The following is a 23,699-nucleotide window of genomic DNA, read 5'->3' on the forward strand; positions in this document are numbered from 1 at the left end:
TCGCGGCGCGCGTCGCCCAGAGCGATCCCGCGAAATTCGTCTTCTGCCCAGCCCATGCGATCCCCAATGAACGTGAATGCTCAAACCTATTTTACCCGCACACGGGGAGTTGTGTGTAATGGGATGCCTTTGAGCGGACGGATATTGAGCTGGAAATTGAGCGACATGGCGACGAGCTGCGCATTCGCCCCGCGCGCCGGTCGTTGGCGGGCGTGTTGAGCAAGTTTGCTCAATTCTCTCCTGACTTCATGGCGAACGGTCGCGGCGATCAGGATCAGGATGATCGGGAGTTGCTGTGATGCTGCGCTACATGCTCGATACCAACATCTGCATCTACCTCATCAAGCATCAGCCCGAAAGCGTCGCTCAACGCTTTGCCCAATGTGCGGTCGGCGAGGTGGTGATGTCCGCGATCACGTTCGCCGAGTTGGAGTATGGCGTGGAGGTATCGCTCCATCCGCAACAGGAACGCGATCATCTGGACAGTCTGATTCAAGACATCCCGGTGGCGCCCTTCGCGGCGTCGGCGGGTCGCGCCTATGCATCGATCAGGCTGGCGACGCGCGACAGTCGGAAAGATGCGCTCGACAAGCTGATTGCGGCCCATGCGCGGTCTCTCAATGTCACGCTCGTCACGAACAAGACGCAAGACTTCGCCAGATACCCCGGCGTCATGATCGATAACTGGCTGATATAGCCTGGTAGATACCGCATGGAGTGTATCGTGCCCTTGCGCGGAGAGCCGGCGGGCCAGGCGGCGCGGCAATTGGGCGTCGATCAGCGAAAGCCGGGGTCTCCCATTGAGCGGAATGCAGCAACCTGCGTGGTAACGGACGCCGCCGAAAAACAGAGCATCCGTCAGCAATTCCAACTTTGGCCGGTCGCGACCGGCAATCTCCTGACGCGCCCCTGGGAGTGCCGGCTTGCAGCCGGCATCTGGGGAGTCCGACTTGCAGTCGGACGAATCGGCAGGGCTTCCCGTGCCGTCGACTGGCTTCGCCACCGCCGACAACCTGTCGGCGACCCCAAGGGCCGGCTGCAAGCCGACGCTCCCAGGTCTCGCCCCGCCCAGAGTGCGTCGGCCATCCAAATTTGGAATCGCTGAGCATCCGTCCGAACCCTCGGTCAGTCCTGAATTCAGGATAGAATGAAGGTCTCCAATCGGTCACACGGGTTCACGATGGAAAATTTTCGCGGTACGACAATCCTCTCGGTCCGACGCGGCGGCAAGGTCGTGATCGGCGGCGACGGTCAGGTCTCGCTGGGCCAGACGGTGATGAAAGGCAATGCGCGCAAGGTGCGCCGGCTCTATAAGGGGCAGGTGCTGGCCGGATTCGCCGGTGCCACGGCGGATGCCTTTACCCTGTTCGAGCGGTTCGAGGGCAAGCTCGAAAAGCATCAAGGGCATCTGACGCGCTCGGCGGTCGAACTGGCGAAAGACTGGCGCACCGATCGCATGCTGCGGCGTCTGGAAGCCTTGCTGTGCATCGCCGACGCGACCACGTCGCTGATGATTTCGGGGACCGGCGACGTGGTGGAACCGGAGTACGATCTGATGGCGATCGGCTCGGGCGGCGCCTTCGCCCAGTCCGCCGCGCGTGCACTGCTGGAAAATACCGACCTCGACGCGCGCGAGATCGTCGAGAAGGGTTTGCATATCGCCGCCGACATCTGCATCTATACCAATCATAATCTGGTGATCGAGGAACTCGACGTCGTGACTGGCGAACCGTGACCGGAGCGTTGAGCGATGGCCGTCCCGGATTTTCAAAGTCAAGTTGGCGTTTCCATCGTCTTCGCTTTACCCGGCCAAAAGAATCGACTCCAACTTTTTTAATGAAGCGATCCGACATCCCGGTTCGCTTCGCGCAATGGATGGATGACATGTCCGAAATCACCCCCCAGCGTATCGTCGCCGAACTCGACAAACACATTGTCGGTCAGGATGATGCCAAGCGCGCCGTGGCGATCGCGCTGCGTAACCGCTGGCGTCGCTCGCAGATCGCCGAGCCCATGCGTTCGGAGATCACGCCCAAGAACATCCTGATGATCGGTCCCACGGGTGTGGGCAAGACCGAGATCGCCCGACGGCTCGCCAAGCTGGCGAATGCCCCTTTCATCAAGGTGGAGGCGACCAAGTTCACCGAGGTGGGATATGTCGGGCGCGACGTGGAATCCATCATCCGCGATCTGGCCGATATCGGCGTGAAGATGGCCCGCGAGCAGGAAATGGCCAAGCTGGCCGATCAGGCCGAGGCCGCCGCCGAGGAACGCATTCTCGACGCGCTGCTGCCTCCGCCGTCCGGTTTCGAGGAGGAGACCCGTTCCACCGCCAGTACCAAGACCCGCGAGAAATTCCGCGACAAACTGCGCGCTGGCGAACTCGATGATCGGGAGATCGAAATCCAGCTCTCGGCCACCCCGCTTGGGGTCGAGATCATGGCCCCGCCCGGCATGGAGGAGATGTCCAGCCAACTCCAGGGGCTGTTCCAGAATCTGGGCCAGGGCCGGATGAAGCGGCGCAAGCTGCGCGTTCGCGATGCCCTTCAGATCCTCAAGGACGAAGAAGCGGCCAAGCGGGTCAACGACGAGGATCTGAAGCTGCGCGCGATCGAGAACGTGGAGCAGAACGGCATCGTCTTTCTGGACGAACTGGATAAAGTCACCAAACGCGGCGAGGCCATGGGCGGCGCCGATGTTTCGCGCGAGGGGGTGCAGCGCGATCTGCTGCCGATCGTCGAGGGCAGCACGGTCTCGACCAAGCATGGCGCGGTGCGGACCGATCACATCCTCTTCATCGCCTCCGGCGCCTTTCATCTGTCCAAGCCGTCGGACTTGATCCCGGAATTGCAGGGCCGTCTGCCGATCCGGGTCGAACTCAAGGCGCTGACGACCGAAGATTTCGTGCGCATCCTGACCGAGCCGGATGCCTCGCTGACCGACCAATATCGCGCGCTGTTGGGAACGGAAGGCGTGCATCTGGATTTCACCGAGGACGGTATCCAACGACTGGCCGAGATCGCCTGGCAGGTCAACGAGCGGACCGAGAACATCGGCGCGCGGCGTCTGCATACGGTGATGGAGCGGTTATTGGAGGATGTGTCCTATAACGCCTCCGACCTGGACCGGGTTACGGTGACCGTCACCGCCGCCTATGTGGATCAGAATCTGGCGGGGCTGGCGGCCGACGAGGATCTCTCCCGCTATATCCTCTAAACCGCGTCCAGTGCGGTATTGTGATGTTCTTGGATTGGATTAACCTTGGCCGCATCGACGATAGTCGGAGCAGACGCGGTTTAAGGTATTAAAAAATATATAATTTTAAACCGCGTCTCTAGTGAGGCTGGTGAAATCCCCAGAGCCAAACACAAACTGGAAATTACGCATATCGTGCTGGACGCGGTTTAATCACTGACAACTGACAACTGACAACTGACAACTGACAACTGACAACTGACAACTGACAACTGACTACCATGCCCACACCCACCGAACTGAACCTGCATCGTCAATCCCGCGTGTTGGAAATCGCCTACGAGGACGGCGCCCGTTTCGCGCTGCCCTGCGAATATCTGCGCGTCTACTCGCCTTCGGCGGAAGTCCAGGGCCATGGCCCCGGCCAGCGTGTCCTGCAACTCGGCAAGGAAGAGGTCGGCATCGATCGAATCGAACCGGTTGGTAACTACGCGGTCTGTCTGCACTTCGACGACGAGCACAACACCGGCATCTATTCCTGGGATTACCTCTATCGACTTGGGACTGAGCAGGAACAGCTCTGGCGCGAGTATCTGGACGAGTTGGAGAAGGCAGGTCAGGTGCGTAAGAACAAGCCTTCCTGAATCCGGATTCGGCGTGAACCGTTTGGTTCCGAGACGACGCCAGCATCCGCTCGCCTCAAACCTACGGCTTGGGGCTTTGGTGTAAACTAGCGTCCATCGTGCCGGGCGAATTCATTCGTCCATCCGCCCATTCCGAGAACCAGGGACGCAGCATGTCCAACGAAAAAACCACCCACTTCGGCTATCAGCAGGTACCGGTCGCGGAAAAAGCCGCGCGAGTGCGCGAGGTCTTCGACTCGGTCGCCTCCCGCTATGACCTAATGAACGATCTGATGTCGCTCGGCATCCATCGCCTCTGGAAGCGTCACACCATCGAACTGGCCGGCGTGCGCCGGGGACAGCGGGTGCTCGATCTGGCTTCGGGCACCGGCGATCTGGCCGATCGCTTCGCCGGCATCGTCGGCCCCGAGGGTTGCGTGGTGATGTCGGATATCAACGCGGCCATGCTCACCGAGGGGCGCGGGCGCATGCTCGACCGCGGCCGGGTCGGCAATCTGCATTACACCCTGATCAACGCGGAAAAAATTCCCTTTGGCGATGACCGGTTTGACTGTGTCACCATCGGTTTCGGTTTGCGCAACGTCACCGACAAACAGGCGGCGCTCGACGAGATGTATCGGGTGCTGCGGCCAGGCGGGCGGGGGCTGATCCTGGAATTCTCGCATCCGGTCAGCAAGTCGCTCGGCAAGGTCTACGATCTCTACTCCTTCTCCGTGCTGCCGACCCTGGGCCGTCTGGTGGTCAATGACCCCGGCAGTTACCGCTATCTGGCCGAATCCATCCGTATGCATCCCGATCAGGAGACGCTGCGCTCCATGATGGAGACCGCCGGTTTCGAGCGCTGCGAATACTTCAATCACAGCGGCGGCATCGTCGCGATCCATCGGGGGTATAAGCTGTGACCGAAGGCATCCAGATTCCGGACGCGCTGCTGGCCGTGATGGAACAGGCGGTCAATCGGTACATCGCGCTCGATCCCGAGGGGGCGGACGGTTTCGCGGCGCTGTCGGGCCGCATCGTCGCGATCGAGATCAAGGGGTTCGGTACGCGCGTGACGATCATCCCGAACGCACATGGATTGCAGCTCTTCGGCGCCTATGACGCGGAGCCAGACTGTCTGATCCGCGGCACGCCGCTGGGTCTCGCGCGCATGGGGATGGCCGAGCGCAAGGAGACCCAGTTGATCTCGGGCGAGGTGGAAATCACCGGCGATACCGCGCTGGCGCAGGCGTTCAATGCCGCGCTCGCCCATCTGGAGGTCGATTGGGAGGAGCAACTGGCGCGGGTGATCGGCGATCCCTTTGCGCATCGGGTCGGCAGCCAGTGCAAGGCCGCCGAGCGCTGGGGTCAACGGACCTCCGAGTCGCTGACCGCCGATCTGAAGGAGTATCTTCAGGAAGAACGCCGTCTGGTTCCGACCCGCTACGAGGTCGATGCCTTTCTGACCCAGGTCGATACCCTGCGCGATGACGTCGAGCGCGTTGCCACCCAGGTCGAGCGCTTGGTCCGACGCGCTGCGGAATCCGGCATTCAACAATGATCGGACCCCGTCAGGCACTGCGTCTTTTCCGGATCAATTGGGTTCTGCTTCGCCACGGTCTCGATGAGGTCATTCTCGCCACGCATCTGTTCAGGCCGCTGCGCTGGATCATGGTTCTCCTGCCCTGGCACTGGGTCAAACGCGATCTGCCGGCCTACCCTGTGCGGGTACGCCGCGCGCTCGAAGACCTGGGGCCGATTTTCGTCAAGTTCGGACAGATCCTCTCCACCCGGCGCGATCTGCTGCCGGACGATTTGGCGGTCGAACTTGCCAAACTCCAGGATCGGGTGCCGCCGTTCAGCGGTGTCGAGGCCCGCGCCCTGATCGAAAAGGCATGGGGCTGCTCGGTCGACGCGGTGCTGGACGAATTCGATCCTATCCCGCTGGCCTCCGCGTCCATCGCGCAGGTCCACACCGGACGCCTGAAGGACGGAACCGAGGTGGTGGTCAAGGTATTGCGCCCTGGCATCGAGCGCACCATCGGCCAGGATCTCGGGCTGATGTACACCGTCGCGCAACTCGCCGAACGCTACTGGAAGGAAGGCCGGCGTCTGCGTCCGATCGAGGTGGTGCGCGAATACGAAAAGACCATCTACGACGAACTCGACCTCCAGCGCGAGGCTGCCAACGCCTCGCAGATCCGCCGCAACTGGGTCAACAGCGAGATGCTCTATATCCCGGAGGTTTACTGGGACTGGACCCGACCCAATGTCATGGTGATGGAGCGCATCTACGGCACTCCGGTCAGCGATGTCGCGACACTCAAGGCCCAGGGCGTGAGCATGAAGCAACTCGGCGAGCGTGGCGTGGAGATCTTTTTCACCCAGGTCTTCCGGGATAACTTCTTTCATGCCGACATGCACCCCGGCAATATCTTCGTCGAACCCTCCGGGCGCTATATCTCGATCGACTTCGGGATCGTCGGCACCCTGACCACCGAGGATCAACGCTATCTGGCCGAGAACCTGCTCGCCTTCTTCGAGCGCGACTATCGGCGGGTCGCCGAGCTGCATGTCGAATCCGGCTGGGTGCCCCACGGCACGCGCGTCGATGAGTTCGAGAGCGCGATCCGGACCGTCAGCGAGCCCATCTTCGAGAAGCCCTTGGCCGAAATTTCCTTCGGGCATTTTCTGGTGCGACTGTTTCAGACCGCACGGCGCTTCAACATGGAGATTCAGCCGCAGTTGGTGCTGTTGGAGAAGACTCTGCTCAATATCGAGGGGTTGGGGCGACAGCTTTACCCTGAGTTGGATCTTTGGACGACCGCGAAGCCCTACATGGAGCGCTGGATGAAGGATCAGATCGGTTTCAAGGGGCTGTTCGACCGCACGAAACGCAATCTTTATTCTGTGGCCGATCAGGCGCCCGAATTGCCTTTGATCGCCTATCGTATGCTGATGGCCTACGACAAGCGCATGCGGATGGATGCGTTGCCGCCGGGCGGGAATCATGGTTCGCGGGAGGCGCCATCGCTCGGCGCGGCCAATTCAATCCGGGCGCTTGGCGGGGCGACCCTTATCGTCTGCGGCACGCTTGTGCTACTGCTCGGTCCCGGTCATTGGCTCCAGGAGTCGCTGAGTGCGGTCTTGATTGCGATCTGTTATCTGCTTGGAGCACTGTTGTTTTTATCGGCCGCGCGGCGGGCCTGATGCATTCAGGGCGGATGGCCAGAGCCGTCCTTCTGAGTGGCTAGTTCAATCCTTATTGTCCACGCATCGCCCGATAAAGCGCCAAAACTTCTTCGGTAGGGCCGTGTTTGACGATTTGGCCGTGCTCCATCAGTAATGCCTGGGAGCACATGCCAGAAATCAACTCCTCGGAATGAGAGGAAAGGACAATAATCGAGACCTGGTCGGTGAAGTGTTTCAGGCGTTCGCGCGCCTTCTGCAGAAAGCTGGCGTCGCCCGCGCCGATCCCCTCGTCCAGCAACAGAATATCCGGCACGACCGAGGTGGAGACGGCAAAGGCCAGCCGCATCTGCATTCCGGCGGAGTAGGTGCGAATCGGCAGGTCGAGAAAATCGCCCAACTCCGTGAATTCAGCGATCTCATCCAGCCGGGATTTGATTTGCTGGCGGGTTAGGCCCAGGAAGAGTCCACGCAGGATGATATTCTCATAGCCGGTGCTTTCCTGATTCATGCCAAGGCTGATGTCGAACAGTGGAACGGTCGAACCATCGACTGAAACGCGTCCGCAATTCGGCTCGTAGATGCCGCCGAGAACCCTTAAAAGGGTCGTTTTCCCGGCGCCATTGTGTCCGACGAGCCCGATCCGATCACCGCTTTTCAGCGACAGATTGATATTTTGTAGCGCCTGAACGATCGAAATCCGCTGCGTCGCTCCATCGGCGCGGATCTGACCACCGGTCGCGCTTTGGATCAGGCGGTTCTTGATTGAGCGGGTCGATGAGTTGTAAACCGGAAAGGAGACAGAAACGTTTTCCAGAAGTATCGATGCCACGAGCGTTTCCTTCAAACCCAGTAGGCGATGCGCCACCGGTAGGCCGAGTAAAAAAACAGGGTAATTGCCCATCCCAGGAGCGCCAGACCGATGACGACTAACCAGTTATTCAATTCTGGCGGGTGACCCAGCATGGGAGCGCGTGCGATCTCGATCATGTGATAAAACGGATTCAGGTGGAGTAATAAGGCGCGTCCCGGTAGCATGTCTGGCCGCCAGATCACCGGCGTGATGAAAAAAAGCACCTGAACGATGCTTCCGATGATCAAGGGAACATCGCGGAAGCGCGCGCTCAGAAGACCGAAAAACAGCGACATCCACAGGCCATTGATCAACAGGATGACAACGGCGGGCAGGAGCCAGAGAAAGTTCCAGTTCAGATCAACACTGAACCAGAGCGCAACCGCGACAAAGATCCAGATGTTGTGGGCGAAGGCGATCAGGACAGACCAGAGGCCGCGATACGCATAGATGGAGACGGGTGCGTTGAGCTGTCGGATCATGCCTTCCGCAACGATGAACGCCTGACAGCCATCAAGAATCATCGTCGAAATCAGCCCCCAGATGACGAAGCCGGCGGCCAGAAAGGGTAGGTATTCGTGAATGTCCTGGCCAAAGATTTGGCCATAGAGCAGTCCCAGCGCCAACACCATGACCCCCATCGAGATGGTGATCCAGAAGGGGCCAAGCTTGGAACGGCGATAGCGCTGTCGGACATCGTGCAGGCCGAGCGTCATCCAGAGTTCGCGGCGTTTCCAGCCCGCGCCGATATCCCGCAGGGCATTGCCGATATTTTCGCGGCGCATGCCTTGCCGGAGCTGGCTTATGAGAGGCGATTCGACTTGTTGGGTGTCAGTAGACATCAGTGTCGTCCAATACAAAAATCTGAGTCATGCGACGGCATTCGGGTTAGAAGTGATTGATGTTTGCCGCAGAAATATATGGCAGTCGTGGCAATGTCAACTCTCAACTTGGCGTGCTTGCGGGCAATTCAAAAGCGTTTTGAATCTAGCATAGACATGAAACCCTGGAGCAGCCAAACGTTTCAGCAGACACTGATACCTTGTTTTCTGATAATCTTCGCACTATACCACGCTAGTCGTTTGGGATCTCGGTCTGGTAACTGGAACTCGGTTAGCATGGATTCTGGCTCCTGAAAAGATATTTTATGTAGGCAGCCATTTTAATGCGTAAAAAAACAAAATTTATAATCAATGCTTTTAAAATCTTACGTGTAAGATTATCCAATAATGTGCATAAATTATGGCATATGTTGCCAATCGATGATCTGACTAAGCAAAAAGCAAAGTCTGCTGTTTTTAGAAGTCTTTCATTTATAATTAATGGCACAGAGATTTATCGTCGCTGGGAAAATTTTAGTACTCAGCGCGGCCTCAATGAGATCGGTCTCAGTGACTCGCTATGTCTTGATCGGCTAAGAACCGCGCTGCCATTTGAAATCGTCACCACGAAACATACTCTTTATGTTGCTCAATTATTAAAGAAAATATTGGCCGAAATGGGCGTGTCAGCCAATATCTCTTTCGGATTTTTACCTAAAACCGACAAGGGTCAGATGTTTTTCGTGATTTGCCCTCAAATGTTCAAGAGACTTCCACGATATTTTGTTGCTTTCCAAATGGAACAAAGTGTTCACACTAGATGGTTTACGCCTGACTATTTTTTGCTTCTTAAAAAGGCATGCGCCGTATTTGATTATTCGTTGACAAATATTGAAAGTTTAATAAATAACGGGGTTCCTTTTAAACAGATTTTCTACATGCCAATAAGTGCATTTAGAGATTACGATGCTTACCTGAGAAAAACAGGATACCTATCAAATGATTTGGAGCCGGAAATCGATGTTTTGTTTTACGGGGATCCAAACTCTGAACGTCGTCAGCGTTTTCTTAGTAAAATCAAGAGTAAATTCAACTTGTATATTGCATCTGAGGTGTTCGGACGCGATTTATATCCATTAATGAAAAGTGCCAAAGTTATTGTTAATATACATTATTACGAAAATGCGTTGTTAGAAACCACTCGGATTTATGAAGCTCTATCAATGGGCGTGCCGGTTGTCAGCGAAATAAGCAAGGATTTATGCCAGTATCAAGGTCTTGAAAATTTAGTGATTTTTACAGAGATTGGCAATGTTGACTGCATGATTTTGGAAATAGAGAAATTACTGAAATCGAAATGTCTGCGCGAGGAGCGCAAAAGTGCCATTAGTGATTTTGTGCAGGAAGACAATGTTTTTGCGCAACACCTCAAGCGATATTTTCTTTCGGTTGGTGTTTTATCGCTTGATAATTATTTAAGAGAGTTAAAAATCACTCCCGAAATTTCTTGCGATATCCCCAAACTCTGCCTAACTTTGCCGGAAACTCCAATACGAACTCGATCTTTTATCAATCAAGGGAAAATCGATTTTAAGTTTGTGGAAGGAATGCGCCATGCCATAGGGTGGGTAGGATGCGGCTTAAGTTATAAATGCATTGCGCATGAGCTTGTTCTTAAGGCTTCTGAGCTGGCTGTCATTTGCGAGGATGATGTGTTTTTTCCGCCTGATTTCGATCAGCGATTGAATCATGCTATTGCCTATTTAAAGCATGATTTCTTTTCCTGGCACATATTTGTCGGCATGGTCGCGCATTTACATCCTTCGACAAACATTTTGCGAATCCACGAATTTAAAGGTATCGAGTATATTTACATTGATACCATGACGAGTATGGTCATGAATATTTATTCCCCCGCTGGGCTCGATTTGATTAGGCAGTGGAATGAAAAAAACGAGGATCCCTACACGAATACTATTGATCGATACTTGGAGCGGATCTCCGGGCTTGTCGTTGTTGTAACGTTACCTTTTTTGGTTGGCCATTCCGAGGAACAGGAGTCGACGCTATGGGGAATTGCGAATGTGCAGTACCGTGAACTGATCGATCAATCGGAAAAATTGCTTGCTGATAAAGTTGCTGACTATAAAAGCAGGTCTCGATATCTGACTGAGGTTAGTGCGCTATAGGCTGCATGCAGAAACCCCGTTCCATCCTCCATACAATCCTGTTGCATCCTGTTCATGAGATAATGTATCCGTTTGTTCACCGCCTTAATGCCTGTTACCTTAGATTGATTGAAAGAAATTGATAAATCCCATGATAGAAAAAATATTTGGAAGACATGGCAGTCTTGCGCAGATGATGCGATTGGGGTGGCGTCGACTACCCTTGGGGATTGCAACCAAACAGCGCATCCGCCACGTTTTGTTAAAGACGATGTCCAGTGGTTACCGGGCAATTTCGTCCGATTCCGAGCAGTCGGCCTTTCAGCCATCGGTACGTTTTACATCCGAGGCAGGTTTCTTTGCTCCGCAAGTCACTGTAGTCGTTCCAAATTATAATCATGCCCCGTATTTGCGTCAGAGATTGGACAGCATCTACGGTCAAACGTATCCGAACTTTCAGGTTCTTCTACTCGATGATTTTTCCACGGACGACAGCAGAAGCATTCTCGAGGAATATGCCGAGAAGCACCGTCACATAACGACGACGATTTTTAATCAACAGAACTCCGGTGGCGTTTTTAGACAATGGCTCAGAGCGATCCAGCTAGCTGAGACCGAGCTAATTTGGATCGCCGAAAGCGATGACTACTGCGATCTGAATTTCCTGGAGACACTGGTTCCTTTTTTCATGGATGAGGCGGTAAAGCTTGCGTATTCGCACTCCGTGTTTGTGACCGAACAGGGGAAGCCGGCACTGTTTCGTTTCGAGGATTATCTCGGAGAGCTTTCGACGGTGAAGTGGAGGCAGACTTATGTTGCCGCCGCTCACGCCGAAGTGGTGGATTTTCTAGGGCGTAAGAACACGATACCGAATGTTAGCTCGGCCGTGTTTCGAAAATTCGATCCGGCTTTTCTGCTTGCTGAAAGCGATTGGTTAGAGATGAAGATCTGCGGCGACTGGGTCTTCTATCTGCATGCGGCGCGAGGCGGAAAGATCGCCTACACGGTGGATGTTCATAACTATTACAGATTTCACGCCGATAACAGTTCGGTCAAAACCTATGCGACACCCGTTTACTATCGCGAACACGAACGCGTAGCCATCGAGATTGCGCGTTTATATCGTGTGCCAGTCGAGACCCTTGCGGCGCACAAGTATTTCGTAAAGCAGTTTTTCGATCAGAATGCGTTTGAGCTGAGAGCGCTCGGGATCGAATTCGAGGCTCTTTATGATGACGAACGGATTCGGGAGGCGACCGAAAAGCGACTGCCTCATATCATGATGGCATCATTTGCGTTTGCCTCGGGAGGGGGAGAGATCTTCCCGATCCGTCTCGCCAACGCTCTGGCTCAAAGAGGTTATGCGGTCACTTTTTTCGACTTTCGGGGCGAGCCCATAAATTTTCTGGTGCGCGAGATGCTGAAGCCGGATATTCCGGTCATCGAATTGACGAACCGTTTTCTTGATGTCGACAGCATGATCGATTCATTCGGCATCGATATCATTCATTCGCATCATGCGAGTGTCGATCAGTTTCTTGCTGTTTCTTCACTGGGACAGCGTCGGTCAAACGTCACGCATATCGTGACGTTGCATGGTATGTACGACGATATGCAACGCGACATCTTCGACCGGACGCTACAGGATGTTTATCCCGCGGTTTCCCGATGGGTCTATATTTCGGATAAAAATTTGATTCCCTTCAAGCAGAGAAATCTGTATCGGGAAGAGCGGTTCATCAAGATCCCCAACGGGATGAGTGCGCCTAATATTCAAGCGGTGCAGCGCTCCGTGTTTGGAATTGAAGACAATGCTTTCGTCGTCTGCGTTGCGAGTCGGGCAATTCCTGAAAAGGGGTGGAGGGAGGCGATCGAGGTCATCCGTGAAGCGCGCAGTCTCTCGGGAGTGGATATCCAGCTCCTGCTCCTGGGGGACGGTGTTCTTTATGAAACGCTCAAGGCGGAGACCGTACCCGCGTTCGTGCATCTCTTAGGATTCGTCAAGGATGCCGTGAATTACTATGCGGCGGCGGACGTTGGAATGTTGCTCACGACTTTTGGCGGAGAGAGCTTTCCGCTCACGATCATCGAGTGTCTGATGGCGGGTCGTCCGGTGATCGCCAGCGATATTGGCGAGATTAGGAATATGCTAACCAACGAAAAAGATCTGATCGCGGGATATCTGGTCGATATCTCCGATGGCAAGATCCCAATCGAGGCGACCGCGTATCAGGTGGTCGAACTGGCGACGAACCCCATCGTTAGCTCGGCTAAACAAGCGCTCGCGAAAGAGCAATCAAGTTGTTTCGATTTGGGGCGTGTTGTCGATCTGTACGCCAGCGCTTATCGTTACCCTATTGCAACCGAAGTCTGTTTGAGGTCTTGATCCGCGTGTTGTGATTATAAAGCGTTCTTGCACTTGTCCAGCCAGCGAGTGGGATGGTGTTCGTATCTCTGGGCAAGTATCTGCAAATCGTCAATATACAGAGAGGCCAAGTGCTGGTGCAGCCTTTGTGGAATCGATGCCTTTTGGCCCGCATTGACAGCCGACCGCGGGTCGGCATGAATCGCGTCCGCCGAAGAGTTTACCCCCAGGAAGTCTAGAATCCGAGTCAAGAGGATTTCCGGCTCCGATTCGATCTGGTCGAAAAAACCGATGAATAATTGATCCTCGGGATATTTTTCGAGCCAGCAGTTGATCGTTCGTAAATAGTCGCCGCGGAGTCGCGATGCACGACTATTGAAATGAGCGATGTAGTCATCTTCTGTCACGCTTCTTGGATTCCGACGTCTGGTGGTTGCTAAATCCATCTTTGCGTGTGACCAGGCTCTATCGATCGGGTCACGCAATAATAGGATGAGTTTGGCGTGCGGCATGAGATTGTAAATATGGGAGATGGCGGTCGGACCCAGACACGAGTAGGCAGGGGTGATTTCGCCCGTCATTCGCCCGGCGTGGTTCTCGAAGAGGGAGGAATACCAAGCGTCATCCCAAGCACCAAAAATGAACTTGAATTCCCATCCCAAATCGCTCAGTCGGTGAATCTGTAAGCGTTCTCTCAGTTTATCCAGGCTGAATCGCTGGATTCTCCGTCTCAAGTGATTTCCGGCAACACCTTGGCGAGGCGTGGGATTGAGAAATCCATCGGATTCGTTGACGGGAAATTTCCGATCGAAATAATGCAGCTCTTTCAGATGGGGCAGCCAGATATCCCGATGTTGCGAGAGCATGGCATGCAGCCATGTCGTCCCGGATTTTTGTGCGCCGATCCCTAGGAAATCCGGATACATCTTGGGCCTCGGTTCATCGATTGGCGATTTGTTGAGGATAACGGTGCGGCCAACGATCAATGGCTTTTGTCCGCCTGTCTCCCGATTCCGTGTGTGCGGGCAAAGTCGAGCATCCTTTTGACCGGTAACATCGCGCGTTGTCGTATTTCCGGGTCAATGAGGATCTCTTGATCGCCATTTCGCAGTACTCTCTCCAGGTTTTGTAGCGCATTCATCGCCATCCAGGGGCAATGGGCGCAACTTTCGCAGGTCGCGCCCTCGCCGGCGGTGGGGGCTGGAATCAGGGTTTTGTGGGGGGCGATCTGGCGCATCTTCCAGAAGATGCCCGCATCGGTAGCGACGATGAATTCCTGGTTCGGTAACTCCGCGACCGCCTTGATCAGTTGGGTGGTCGAACCGACCAGGTCGGCCTGATCGACGACCTCGTCCGGTGCCTCCGGGTGAACGAGGACCGCCGCGTCCGGGTGGAGTTTGCGGACCCGTTCGAGTGCGAAGGATTTGAACTCCTCGTGAACGACACAGGCGCCATCCCAGAGCAGCATCTCGGCGCCGGTCATACGTTCGATGTAGTGGCCGAGATGTTTGTCGGGCGCCCAGAGGATTTTTTGGCCCTGGGACGCCAGATGCTGAACGATCGGTAAAGCGATGCTTGAGGTTACTACCCAGTCCGAGCGCGCCTTGACCTGAGCGCTGGTATTGGCATAGACCACGACGGTGTGATCCGCATGTGCATCGCAGAAATCGGTGAAGGCGGCGGCCGGGCAGCCCTCGTCGAGCGAGCAGGTGGCCCGAAGGTCCGGCATCAGCACGCGCTTCTCGGGGTTGAGAATCTTGGCGGTCTCGCCCATGAAGCGCACACCGCAGACCACCAGGGTTTCGGCATCGCTTTCGGTGCCGAAGCGCGCCATTTCGAGCGAGTCCGCGACATAGCCGCCGGTCTCCTCGGCGAGTGACTGGAGATCTTCGTCGGTATAGTAGTGCGCGACCAGAACGGCTTTCTGGGCGACAAGAAGCTCGCGGATGCTGGCCTTGAGCGCGGATTTCTCCGTTTCGCTCAAGATCGGCCAGTGTGGGGTTGGCGGCACTTCAATGTGGGGATGCCGCGGAATCGGGGAAGGCGCGTTGGTCATGAGATCACTCCGCGTCGCGTAAAAACGCCTGTCCTGAGTTTGGTCTATGCCAGTAGCATTGACAGCCAGATTGCCATCAGCGTTCAACTCGACGAGGGAGTCATCTCAGGTACGACGGATGTCGGCATGACTGGCTCGGTTGTCACTGAGGCGAATGTTTTCGGGATGGGGCTTGTGACCGAATCGTGCAATCCTCTCGGATTGGTGAAGCGTTCGTTCAGGGTCTGGATATAGTTTTCGCAGCCCTGGATCACTTCGTCGATCTCAGCGCGGGACTGGGCGTTCCAGCCAAGAGGGCGACCGAGCAGCACGGTTCTCCAGAACCGGGTATTGCGTTTGAAGGTCGCGATGACATTTCCTGGTGGCTTCTGCTTTTCGACAGCTTTGCGTAACGATGGCATGACGCTCAGCGCAGCCAGCCGGCGGATGCCAAAATGGCCCAGGATCATGAAACAGATCAGCGCGATCTCGAAGCCTTCCAGACCCCATTGGATGGATTTGATCAGAGCGAACCATGGCGCCTCGTAAGAAAAGCCATGCCACTGGCCCGCACTCAGACTTAACGTCATAAAGCCCGCGACGACGGCAACCAACAGGATAAAATCCGCGAGCAGCGTCCGACTGCGCCAGCGCCGCAGGGCGGTCTGCAATAAAGGAACCGCGTTATTGCTTAAGTCGGTCGCGCTCTTGCGCAGCGCGGCCACGATGCGATACGCGCGTTCGATTTCAACCCGCTCCATGCGTTGATAAATCTCTCCCAGGTCTTCGTCGCGTTTCTTTTCGAAACGTTGACGCCGATGTTCGTCCGGAATCTGGGTCGTCGCATCCGGGCTGTAGATCGTGTAGAAACGTCCCGCGGTCAGTCCCGCTTCGCCCATCGCGCGCAGCCAGGCCGCCACGACATCCTCCGGATTGTCCTCGCCGGCCGCCGAGTCCAGTTGGTTGAGAATATAGAGAAACTTTCCGGAATCCGGGCGATTGATGGTGTCGCCAACCAGATGCTTCAAGGTGTCGCGCATCGCGCCAGGTTCCGGATGGCGGGCATCGAACAGCACCAGAACCAGATCCGACAGGTCGATCATATGATTGCTGATGCGCAGCACCGCCGTGCGTTGGGCGTCGGCGTCGAATCCGGGTGAATCAATCAGAATCTTGCCGCGCAGGCGGTCGCTGCGGCAGGTTTTGAGCTGAAGATAAGCGTCGATTCGATCGCCTTCGCCGTTTGCGACTTCCTCGATATCGTGGGACATCCGATAGAAGGGGAAACGCGGATCCGAGTCGAGCGAGACCCCGGGCAGCGAGTGACTGACCGGCTCCGGACTATAGACGATGACGGTGAAACGATCATCGACGGCCTGATTGCCCGTGCGCTGTAATTTGTGCCCGAGATAATAGTTGATGAACGTGGACTTGCCAGCCGAAAACGTGCCTAGAATGGAAATCAGAGGCCACCAGGGGATCTGCGTCGCAAATGACTGATTGGTTTCCAGGAGGCCCATCCGGTAAGCGATGCGATCGAGCATGCGGAAGCTCTGCACGGCATTCAGCAGGACTGGATTCTCCTGTTCCAGATGCGACTCCAATTCTTGCAGTCGCTGCTGGACGGCGTCGGACGATGACGTCATTGCTTTGTATCCTCAGTGTCTCGGGTTGGTCCGCCAGGGGCGTTGAGATAACGCCACAGCGTCCTTAGAGCATTGCTCGGTTTGTGCTTCTCGGGGTCGCGAAGACTTGGTGCGCCATGATGTTACACCGAACTTCACGGCAAGCGCCAACTCGGTGAAACGCGGTCGTGCATTGTCCGCTGACCGATTTGCGGCATGGCGGCGGAGGCGAGGCGCCCTCAAGATTGCGAGTGCGATCCGGCCGGCTCAGGCGAGTTCCAGGTAACGCTCGGCGATGCTGCGCCAATCCATGGGCGCGACGAATTCCCGGGCCGCCGCGCCCATGTCGCGGCGGGTTTCCGGAGCGGCGAGAAGCTCGGCGATGGCCTGCGCGAATGGCTCGTGACCGTCCGCGATGCGCACATGGATCGCCGGATCGATCGGGATCCCTTCCGCTCCTTTCGAGGTGCTGACGACTGCCAGCTCCGCGGCGAAATAGTCCAGAATCTTCATGCGTGTCCCGCCTCCTTGCTGCAGTGGGACCACCGCGAGATCCGCGCCCTTGAGGTAAGGGGCCACCGAGTCGACGGGGCCGGTGAAGATCAGGTGCGGATGCAGCGTGCGTTCTGGCGGAAAAGCGCCGATCGCCAGGACCGTGACCGATACGCCAAGGCGTTCGAGTCGGGGTAGGATCTCGGCTGCCATCACCTCCATGGCCTCCAGATTCGGCGGATAGAGATAGATGCCATGGTAGACCAGAATCGCCCGCTCGCGCGGGATCCGGTAGAGGGCATGCAGATCGAGCGGCGCGGCGCGCGCGAATTGCTCCAGATCCACTCCGTGGGGGACGACATGCAGCCGTTCGGGCTCGACGCCAGCGTTGAGCAGGCGTTGCCGATCGGTCTCGGAGACCGTGATCACGGCATCCGAGCGGTTGCACCAGGCGAGCTCGATGGTTTTGAGCAACTGCAATCCCTGGTCGGGCAGGTCGGGCGTCTGCTCCGCCAGACGCTGATACTCGACGTTATGCTCGACCAGCAACGCTCGCCCTCCCAGCAGATCGCGCGCCCAGACCGTCGCGCGGCCATAAGCGGGGAACTCTGCCTGGTAGGTACGCGCGCCGCTCTTCAGTGCCAGATAAAGCGTGCGGGCGATGAAGCTCCAGTCACCGACCGGCGCGTACAGAAAGGCGTCGCTGGCGGGGATGCCAGCGGTGATCAGGTTCTCCAGAACGCGCGCCTGATTGGGGCCAAGCTGCTGTAACCAGAGTGGAAACCGTCGCTCGCGGAAGATGCCGTTACGCACCTCATGGTAGATGACGCGATCTTCGCTCAGCAGATAGACGCACTTGACGGCATAGGACAAGCCCCAGGCGGTGCGGTCGATCTTGACCGCCGCGCCGTGGTTGGCGGGTCTGATGTCGGAGCGTGACACCAGGATCACCGCGTCGGTTCGACGCCGCCGGCCGAGGCGTTGCGAGACAGCCATCAGCAGTCGCATCGGTCGCGACCAAGTCCGGGGGGGCAAGGGTTCGATCGGGGATTCCGCTGCCGCCTGCCGCGCGGGAGGGGCGGTCGGCGTGGCGTCCATATCCGGAGGTGGTTGGACAGGGGCTAGCGCGACCAGCGGCGGACCGGGCGTCGCCTTGCGTGGCGCGCGTAAAAATGCAAGCAATGGCGCGATCGTCTCGGCGTAATGGAAATGTTGCTCGACCAGCCGCAGGGCATTGCCGGATTTCACGGCGATGCTGTTCGGGCGAGCAATGATCTCGTCGATCACCGCGTCGAGATCCTCTATTCGATCGACCACCCATCCGGCATCATAGGCACGGATCTGCTCGGCGAGTTCGGTATAACCGTTACAGATCAGCGGCAGGCCGTTGCGTAGAAATTCCATGGCGCGAAATGATTGGCTATGCCGCCGTTCGGGGTTCTCGTCGGCGAGTTCCACGCCAATGTGGCATTCGTCTCGCAGGTAGCGCTGCATCTCGCCGTAGGGAAGAAGCCCGAAGCGTTTGACCAGCGCGGTGGGCGCGGGGATGGCGTCGGGCTGGCCGGTGGGTTCGGCCGGTGCTGGCGCGTAGATGTAGCCCCCGGAGAACAGCGCCAGTTCCTCCCGGCCCGTGCCATGACGCTGAAGCGCCATGACCAGTCGCTCGAACCAGCGCTCGGTCTGGCGCCAGGGCCATGAGACGCCGCCGGAGACCAGGCGGAGATTCGCGCGAGACGCCTGTCCCGCGACTCCGGCTGGGGCCGGTGGCGCAGTCTCGACGGAAATCGGCAAGACGTCCACGGGCGCCGCCGCGCGGCAGTCGAATCCCGCCAGAATCAGCCAGCCGATGAGAAAGCTGGCCTGGCGCTGGTTGCCGACGAGAAAACGGTCGGCCCTGCGGTAGCAGGCGAGGGTGCGTCGCACCTCGTCGGAGAGATCGAGCTGTTCCTGATACATCGCCTCCAGGATCCTTGGCGCGACCACGTCCAGGACGATCGGCATGTCCAGCCAGTCCGGAAGCGTTTCGATCAGTTCCCAATAGCCCAGGATCAGGGCGTCGGGGGCTTGCGCGCGGATCAGTTCGGCGAGGGCGTCACGATCCTGATAGGCGCACACGCAGATGCCGGGACGGGGCGCTGGATTGGCGGGCGCGCCAAGCGCCGCGGGATAGGTGTGCATCACCTCGATCCCGTTTTCGGCTAAACCGCGTGCGATAAAGTAGGCACGGACGCTGTTGCCCGAGGCAATCCTCATGTCGTCCAGGTATTCGCCGTGGGTGATGAAAAGAACCTTCATGGGTAGCGTTCCGACAACAAGCGTTCCAGCGTGGCGCGCGCTGTTTGGCGTGAAAAATGGGTTGCGATATTGACTAGGCCATGGCGGGCGATGGACTCCCACAACGTCTGGTACCGATACAGACCTGTCACCGCGTCGGCGAAAGATTGATCGTCCTCGCCGATCAGGATGTCGCGTCCCGCCTGCAGAAACATGCCTTCGGCGGCACAGGGCGTGGCGACAACTGGAACGCCGTAGGCCATGCTCATATTGATTTTGCCTTTCACCCCGGCACCATAGCGCAGCGGTGCGATCGAGAGACGGGCCCGCGCAAAGTAAGGAGTCACATCCTGGATGAAGCCGACGACGTGCAGACCGCGATCAGGGTCATCGAGCGCGAGCACCTCCAGGGGAGGCCGGCTACCGATGATATAGGTCGGGACGTTGCCGAGTTCTGCCCGGATGCGCGGCAGGATGTCCGCCACGTAGTGCAGAACGGCATCGACGTTGGGATGGTGGTTGAAGCCGCCGATGAAAACGATGGCGTCGCGCGCGTTGAAATGCGTCTCGGTCGGTTGCGGATCGTGGATATTGCTCAAGATTTCGACCCGAATCTCCGGCGCTTCCATGATCAGGAGATCGCGTTCGACGGGGCTGACGACCAGCGTGAGATCGGTCCTGCGCATCAGGTCGATCTCCTGATGTTGTCGTTGGTTCGCTTGTTCGCGTGCGAGCGGATCGCCGCGCAGATCGGCCGCGCGCTGTTCGCGCAGAAAATGCAGGTCGACGGTGTCGAACCAGAGCCAGGCCTGTGGGGCGTGGCGACGCACGGCGTCGAGGAAGACGCTGGCGACATCGAGCCGGCTGAGGATCACAAGATCGAAACTGGCGCCGCGCCGTTCCAGAAAATCTGGAATCGAGCTGGTCTGGGAGGTGTGAATGACCTCCACCCCGCGATGCTGAAGCTGTGGACCATAGGGTTCGCAGAAATCAAGATTCGAGGGGACGAAAGTGACATGCCAGCCCAGGTCGAGAAAGATCTCCAGCAAGCCGGCCATCCGCAGCGAGCCGGAATCCTGGTCCGGGGTCAGCATGACCGCGTCCACCACGAGCAGCCGGCGCCGATGATTTAACGGTCTTGATGGATGGACAGGCATGTCTGACTTGGGATCGTCGACGATTACGCTGACTTCGGGTTGATAAAGGATGGACCAGCCAAGCGTACGCATCTCCTGGCAGAGGTTTTCGAACATGAAATCGTCCGCCGGCGATCGATCCGCGGACGCGCTTTCTCCGATTGCCTGTTTGAGCGGTTCGCCAGCCGTGCGTCGGTTGAGGGCTTCGCGGACCGCGTGGAGGTTCAATAACAGACAAGCCTTCGCGCCAGCGTCTACCTGGCGCGGATAGTTGTACTCGGGCGCTTGCGGATCGTCGCCCGATCCGATGCTGAGCCAGCGTCCGTCATGGGTATGCAGGAAGCCGGCATTCGCCAGTCGTCCGTCGGTTCCGATCGCCTTGGCACAGATCGCGCCGGCGGGAGGGCAGGTTGAGGGGGCGTCTTCTGGCGTTTTCAGGAGCAACGCCATCCATGCCAGCGGTTGTACCGATGTGCTGGAGAGCAAGAGCAGCCAGTCCCCGGCGGTCCGATCGAGCGCGTTGGTAAGCCATGCGGTGCCTCCCTTATCAGCGTGACACGGTAACGCCTTTATACCCTCCAACCGGTTGGCGAGGATCGCGCCAAGCGCACTCTGGCGGGGACCGAGTCGCAGCAGAACCTCGAACGGTGGCATTTCTCGCTCCCGCGTCAGCTCTTCCAGCAGGCGACGCGCCTCTGAGAGCGTCAGCGAATGATCGATGAGCACGGAGACGATGGGGCGTGGAGGCGATGGCAAAACAAGCGCTTCGATCTCCAGGATCTGCCACAGATCCGCTAGGCGCGGACCGCCGCTGGCACCTGACGGTCGCAGTCGGTCAATCGATGATCGCAGCACGGCCGCTGGCCCAAAGGCTTTCGACATCTCGGCCAGGTGCGCCGCATGGGTCAGGAATCTGAAGACCGGCGCCAATGACCGGCGCGCAAGGTTCCCAAGCGCATCGCCTGTCCAAGCGATTCCATTCAGGATCTGTCCATGAAAGGAGCGGTATCGGGCGAGTTCTTCCCGGCGCTGGATGACGTCGCTTAAGGCATGGATCCCGAGTAGGTTCAGCCATTCGCGGACGGTGTCCCGCGCCTCATCGGCTAAGCGTTGGTGTGCTTCGGATGTCAGGAGACGCTCGTTCAGGAGGCCGAGATTGATCTCCAGGTCGCGTTTTTCGTTGGAGAGTCGCGAGTAGCGCTCCTGTAACTTGCTGGCTTCGGTCTGGAGTCGGTCAAGCTGGTTGAGCAACTCCGGGATCTTTCCCGCCTCGGCATTGACTCGGTCGAAATGTCCGAGTAATTCCGCCATCTCTTTGGCATGCCGCTCGCCTTGCTCACGCAGTTCAAAATACATGGAGCGGTATTTGGCATAGTCGGCGATCGCCAATACTTGCTCCAGACTCCATCGTGAGCGCCACTTGCCGAACAAGGCGACAAGACCGCGGTTCATCATCGGATCCGCCTGACGGATCCCGAACCCACTGTCACCGGCGACCCGATAGACCGCGCTCACATGATCGACATGCACCAGATCGGTGAGTGCGCTGAGCTGAATCCAGAAATCCCAGTCTTCGTAGACATCAAACGATTCGTCGAAGCGCAATGCGGGTCCAATCAGTTGGCGGCTGAACAGAACCGCATGAATCGGGAGATAGTTTTCCACCAGCAGGCGCACCGGATCATGCGGCTGATTGAAGACATGCGTGACCTGCCAGGTGCCGTCGGGAATCCGGGTCCGGCATTCGATCCCCGCATAGGCGGCCAGCGCGCCGTTCGAGGTTTCGATTGCGCTCATAAGTCCGGCGACATGCTCTGGCATGAACCAGTCATCGTCATCGAGGAAGATGACATAGTCTCCAGAAGCCGCCTCCAGCCCCGTGTTCGCGGCGGTGGAACGGCCCAGTAAGGCACCGGTCGACACTGTGCGCAGCGGGAATTCGCCGCACCGATCAGAGCGTCCCAGATCCCGTTGTCCTTTCACATCGACCAGGATCACCTCAAGATGGCGATAGGTCTGCGCGGCGACAGAGTCCAGTGCTTCATCCAGCGTGCGGCGTCCCATCGAGCGAATCACGACCGATATCAGCGGCCGTGATTTGGCGCCCCGTGCGGTTCGCTCGTCAGCACGCGTCGCCAGATTGGGCAGTTGGTCGGGGAGGTCGCCGGCCGCCGCCAGCCAATAGGCTTCTACCGCCACCGTCCCGGGTGGCAGGTCGAAGGTGCGCACCGTATTTAAGGCCAGAGTCTGCCGGTCCAGCGGTGTCGCGGTCATTCGCGAACGGAAACAGTTCATCGCCAGTTGTTTCAGTTCCAGGTTCGCCGTAATGTCGAGCAGTCGGTTCGGAGTTGGGGCCAGCGGGATGCCGATCTCATAAACCGCCAGCTTGCAACGGCTCTTCGAGCGCCGCACGGCTTCGCGCGCAATCAAGCCCAGGCAAGCGCGAACTGGAGCGGGGTCTGTCGCCGAGGGAGCATAGAGCAGCGAGGCGTCAAGCGCTGCGATCAGTCGCATGACTCGACGCACGGCATATTCGTCATAGATGAAGCGCCCCACCGCTCTGCGCCAGAAGTGGGGGGGCGGATAGCCGAGACAGGCGGCCGCGGCATGGCTTTCCGCATCCAGGGCGGTGGCTGCATCGCGTGACGAACCTGGTTCGCCCGTGACTATAACCATGACTTGATCGCCGGCATGGACATGGTTGGCGAGTGCGCCCCCGCAGCCGAAAATTTCGTCTCCGGGGTATGCGGCGAGGGCGAGGACAGGGCCGGCGTCCAAGGCGAACACTGGATGGCGCGCAATCTGTTGTGTCTCAAGGCTAGTCATACAACGGCAACAGGCGATCAAGGGAGAACGGGATTGGGGTTGTGGATTCTTTTCGCTGACGGCGCGATGATACACCATGCTTCTTGCTGATATTCGT

Annotated in this window: 16 protein-coding genes; 9 read left to right on the forward strand and 7 right to left on the reverse strand. The window is 57.6% G+C overall.

Going from position 1 to position 23,699, the window contains the following annotated elements; all coding sequences use genetic code 11:
* Nucleotides 1–298: 298 nt before the first annotated feature.
* From CCR95_RS17585 to ubiB, 7 genes are all read left to right on the forward strand, one after another.
* On the forward strand, nt 299–697 hold the full coding sequence (locus tag CCR95_RS17585) for a type II toxin-antitoxin system VapC family toxin (RefSeq protein WP_201096752.1): 399 nt from the start codon (nt 299–301) through the stop codon (nt 695–697).
* Nucleotides 698–1,180: 483 nt separating this feature from the next.
* Nucleotides 1,181–1,735: an ATP-dependent protease subunit HslV gene (gene hslV, locus CCR95_RS17590; RefSeq protein WP_201096754.1), complete on the forward strand. Its 555-nt coding sequence runs from the start codon at nt 1,181–1,183 to the stop codon at nt 1,733–1,735.
* A 149-nt stretch (nt 1,736–1,884) separates the two neighbouring features.
* The gene (hslU, locus tag CCR95_RS17595) at nt 1,885–3,216 is read left to right on the forward strand and encodes an ATP-dependent protease ATPase subunit HslU (protein ID WP_201096756.1); all 1,332 of its coding nucleotides are present in this window, start codon (nt 1,885–1,887) and stop codon (nt 3,214–3,216) included.
* Nucleotides 3,217–3,476: 260 nt separating this feature from the next.
* Nucleotides 3,477–3,839 (forward strand): gamma-butyrobetaine hydroxylase family protein, encoded by a 363-nt coding sequence (locus CCR95_RS17600; RefSeq protein WP_201096758.1) that lies wholly within the window; start codon nt 3,477–3,479, stop codon nt 3,837–3,839.
* A gap of 152 nt (nt 3,840–3,991) precedes the next feature.
* Nucleotides 3,992–4,741: a bifunctional demethylmenaquinone methyltransferase/2-methoxy-6-polyprenyl-1,4-benzoquinol methylase UbiE gene (gene ubiE / locus CCR95_RS17605; protein WP_201096760.1), complete on the forward strand. Its 750-nt coding sequence runs from the start codon at nt 3,992–3,994 to the stop codon at nt 4,739–4,741.
* A complete protein-coding gene (locus CCR95_RS17610) occupies nt 4,738–5,379 on the forward strand; it encodes an SCP2 sterol-binding domain-containing protein (RefSeq protein WP_201096769.1) in 642 nt (213 codons plus the stop codon). Before ubiE ends, CCR95_RS17610 begins: the two co-directional genes overlap by 4 nt.
* Complete coding sequence (ubiB, locus tag CCR95_RS17615) at nt 5,376–7,028, forward strand: ubiquinone biosynthesis regulatory protein kinase UbiB (protein WP_201096777.1); 1,653 nt, start codon at nt 5,376–5,378, stop codon at nt 7,026–7,028. The genes CCR95_RS17610 and ubiB overlap by 4 nt, the downstream gene beginning before the upstream one ends.
* A gap of 52 nt (nt 7,029–7,080) precedes the next feature.
* On the opposite strand, the gene CCR95_RS17620 is transcribed toward ubiB, so the two are convergent.
* Together CCR95_RS17620 and CCR95_RS17625 are read right to left on the reverse strand one after the other, a co-directional pair.
* A complete protein-coding gene (locus tag CCR95_RS17620; protein ID WP_207188669.1) occupies nt 7,081–7,911 on the reverse strand; it encodes an ABC transporter ATP-binding protein in 831 nt (276 codons plus the stop codon).
* A complete protein-coding gene (locus CCR95_RS17625) occupies nt 7,851–8,645 on the reverse strand; it encodes an ABC transporter permease (protein ID WP_242523317.1) in 795 nt (264 codons plus the stop codon). The genes CCR95_RS17620 and CCR95_RS17625 overlap by 61 nt, the downstream gene beginning before the upstream one ends.
* Before the next feature lie 380 nt (nt 8,646–9,025).
* On the opposite strand from CCR95_RS17625, the gene CCR95_RS17630 reads away from it, so the two are divergent.
* Both CCR95_RS17630 and CCR95_RS17635 read left to right on the forward strand, forming a co-directional pair.
* Nucleotides 9,026–10,870 (forward strand): glycosyltransferase, encoded by a 1,845-nt coding sequence (locus CCR95_RS17630; protein ID WP_201096781.1) that lies wholly within the window; start codon nt 9,026–9,028, stop codon nt 10,868–10,870.
* Between the two features lie 202 nt (nt 10,871–11,072).
* Nucleotides 11,073–13,235: a glycosyltransferase gene (locus CCR95_RS17635; protein ID WP_201096783.1), complete on the forward strand. Its 2,163-nt coding sequence runs from the start codon at nt 11,073–11,075 to the stop codon at nt 13,233–13,235.
* 14 nt (nt 13,236–13,249) lie between these two features.
* On the opposite strand, the gene CCR95_RS17640 is transcribed toward CCR95_RS17635, so the two are convergent.
* The 5 genes from CCR95_RS17640 to CCR95_RS17660 form a co-directional block, all read right to left on the reverse strand.
* Nucleotides 13,250–14,140: a sulfotransferase family protein gene (locus tag CCR95_RS17640; RefSeq protein WP_201096785.1), complete on the reverse strand. Its 891-nt coding sequence runs from the start codon at nt 14,138–14,140 to the stop codon at nt 13,250–13,252.
* A gap of 56 nt (nt 14,141–14,196) precedes the next feature.
* Entirely contained in the window at nt 14,197–15,270 is a 1,074-nt protein-coding gene (gene nadA / locus CCR95_RS17645) for a quinolinate synthase NadA (protein ID WP_201096787.1), read from the reverse strand.
* Between the two features lie 83 nt (nt 15,271–15,353).
* Nucleotides 15,354–16,895 (reverse strand): dynamin family protein, encoded by a 1,542-nt coding sequence (locus tag CCR95_RS17650; RefSeq protein WP_201096796.1) that lies wholly within the window; start codon nt 16,893–16,895, stop codon nt 15,354–15,356.
* Nucleotides 16,896–17,141: 246 nt separating this feature from the next.
* Nucleotides 17,142–19,661: a glycosyltransferase gene (locus CCR95_RS17655; RefSeq protein WP_201096798.1), complete on the reverse strand. Its 2,520-nt coding sequence runs from the start codon at nt 19,659–19,661 to the stop codon at nt 17,142–17,144.
* Nucleotides 19,658–23,452 (reverse strand): glycosyltransferase, encoded by a 3,795-nt coding sequence (locus tag CCR95_RS17660; protein WP_201096800.1) that lies wholly within the window; start codon nt 23,450–23,452, stop codon nt 19,658–19,660. The genes CCR95_RS17655 and CCR95_RS17660 overlap by 4 nt, the downstream gene beginning before the upstream one ends.
* Nucleotides 23,453–23,699: the final 247 nt, after the last annotated feature.

Origin of the sequence: Thiocystis minor (assembly GCF_016653465.1) — a bacterium.
GTDB classification, from domain to species: Bacteria; Pseudomonadota; Gammaproteobacteria; order Chromatiales; family Chromatiaceae; genus Chromatium; species Chromatium minus.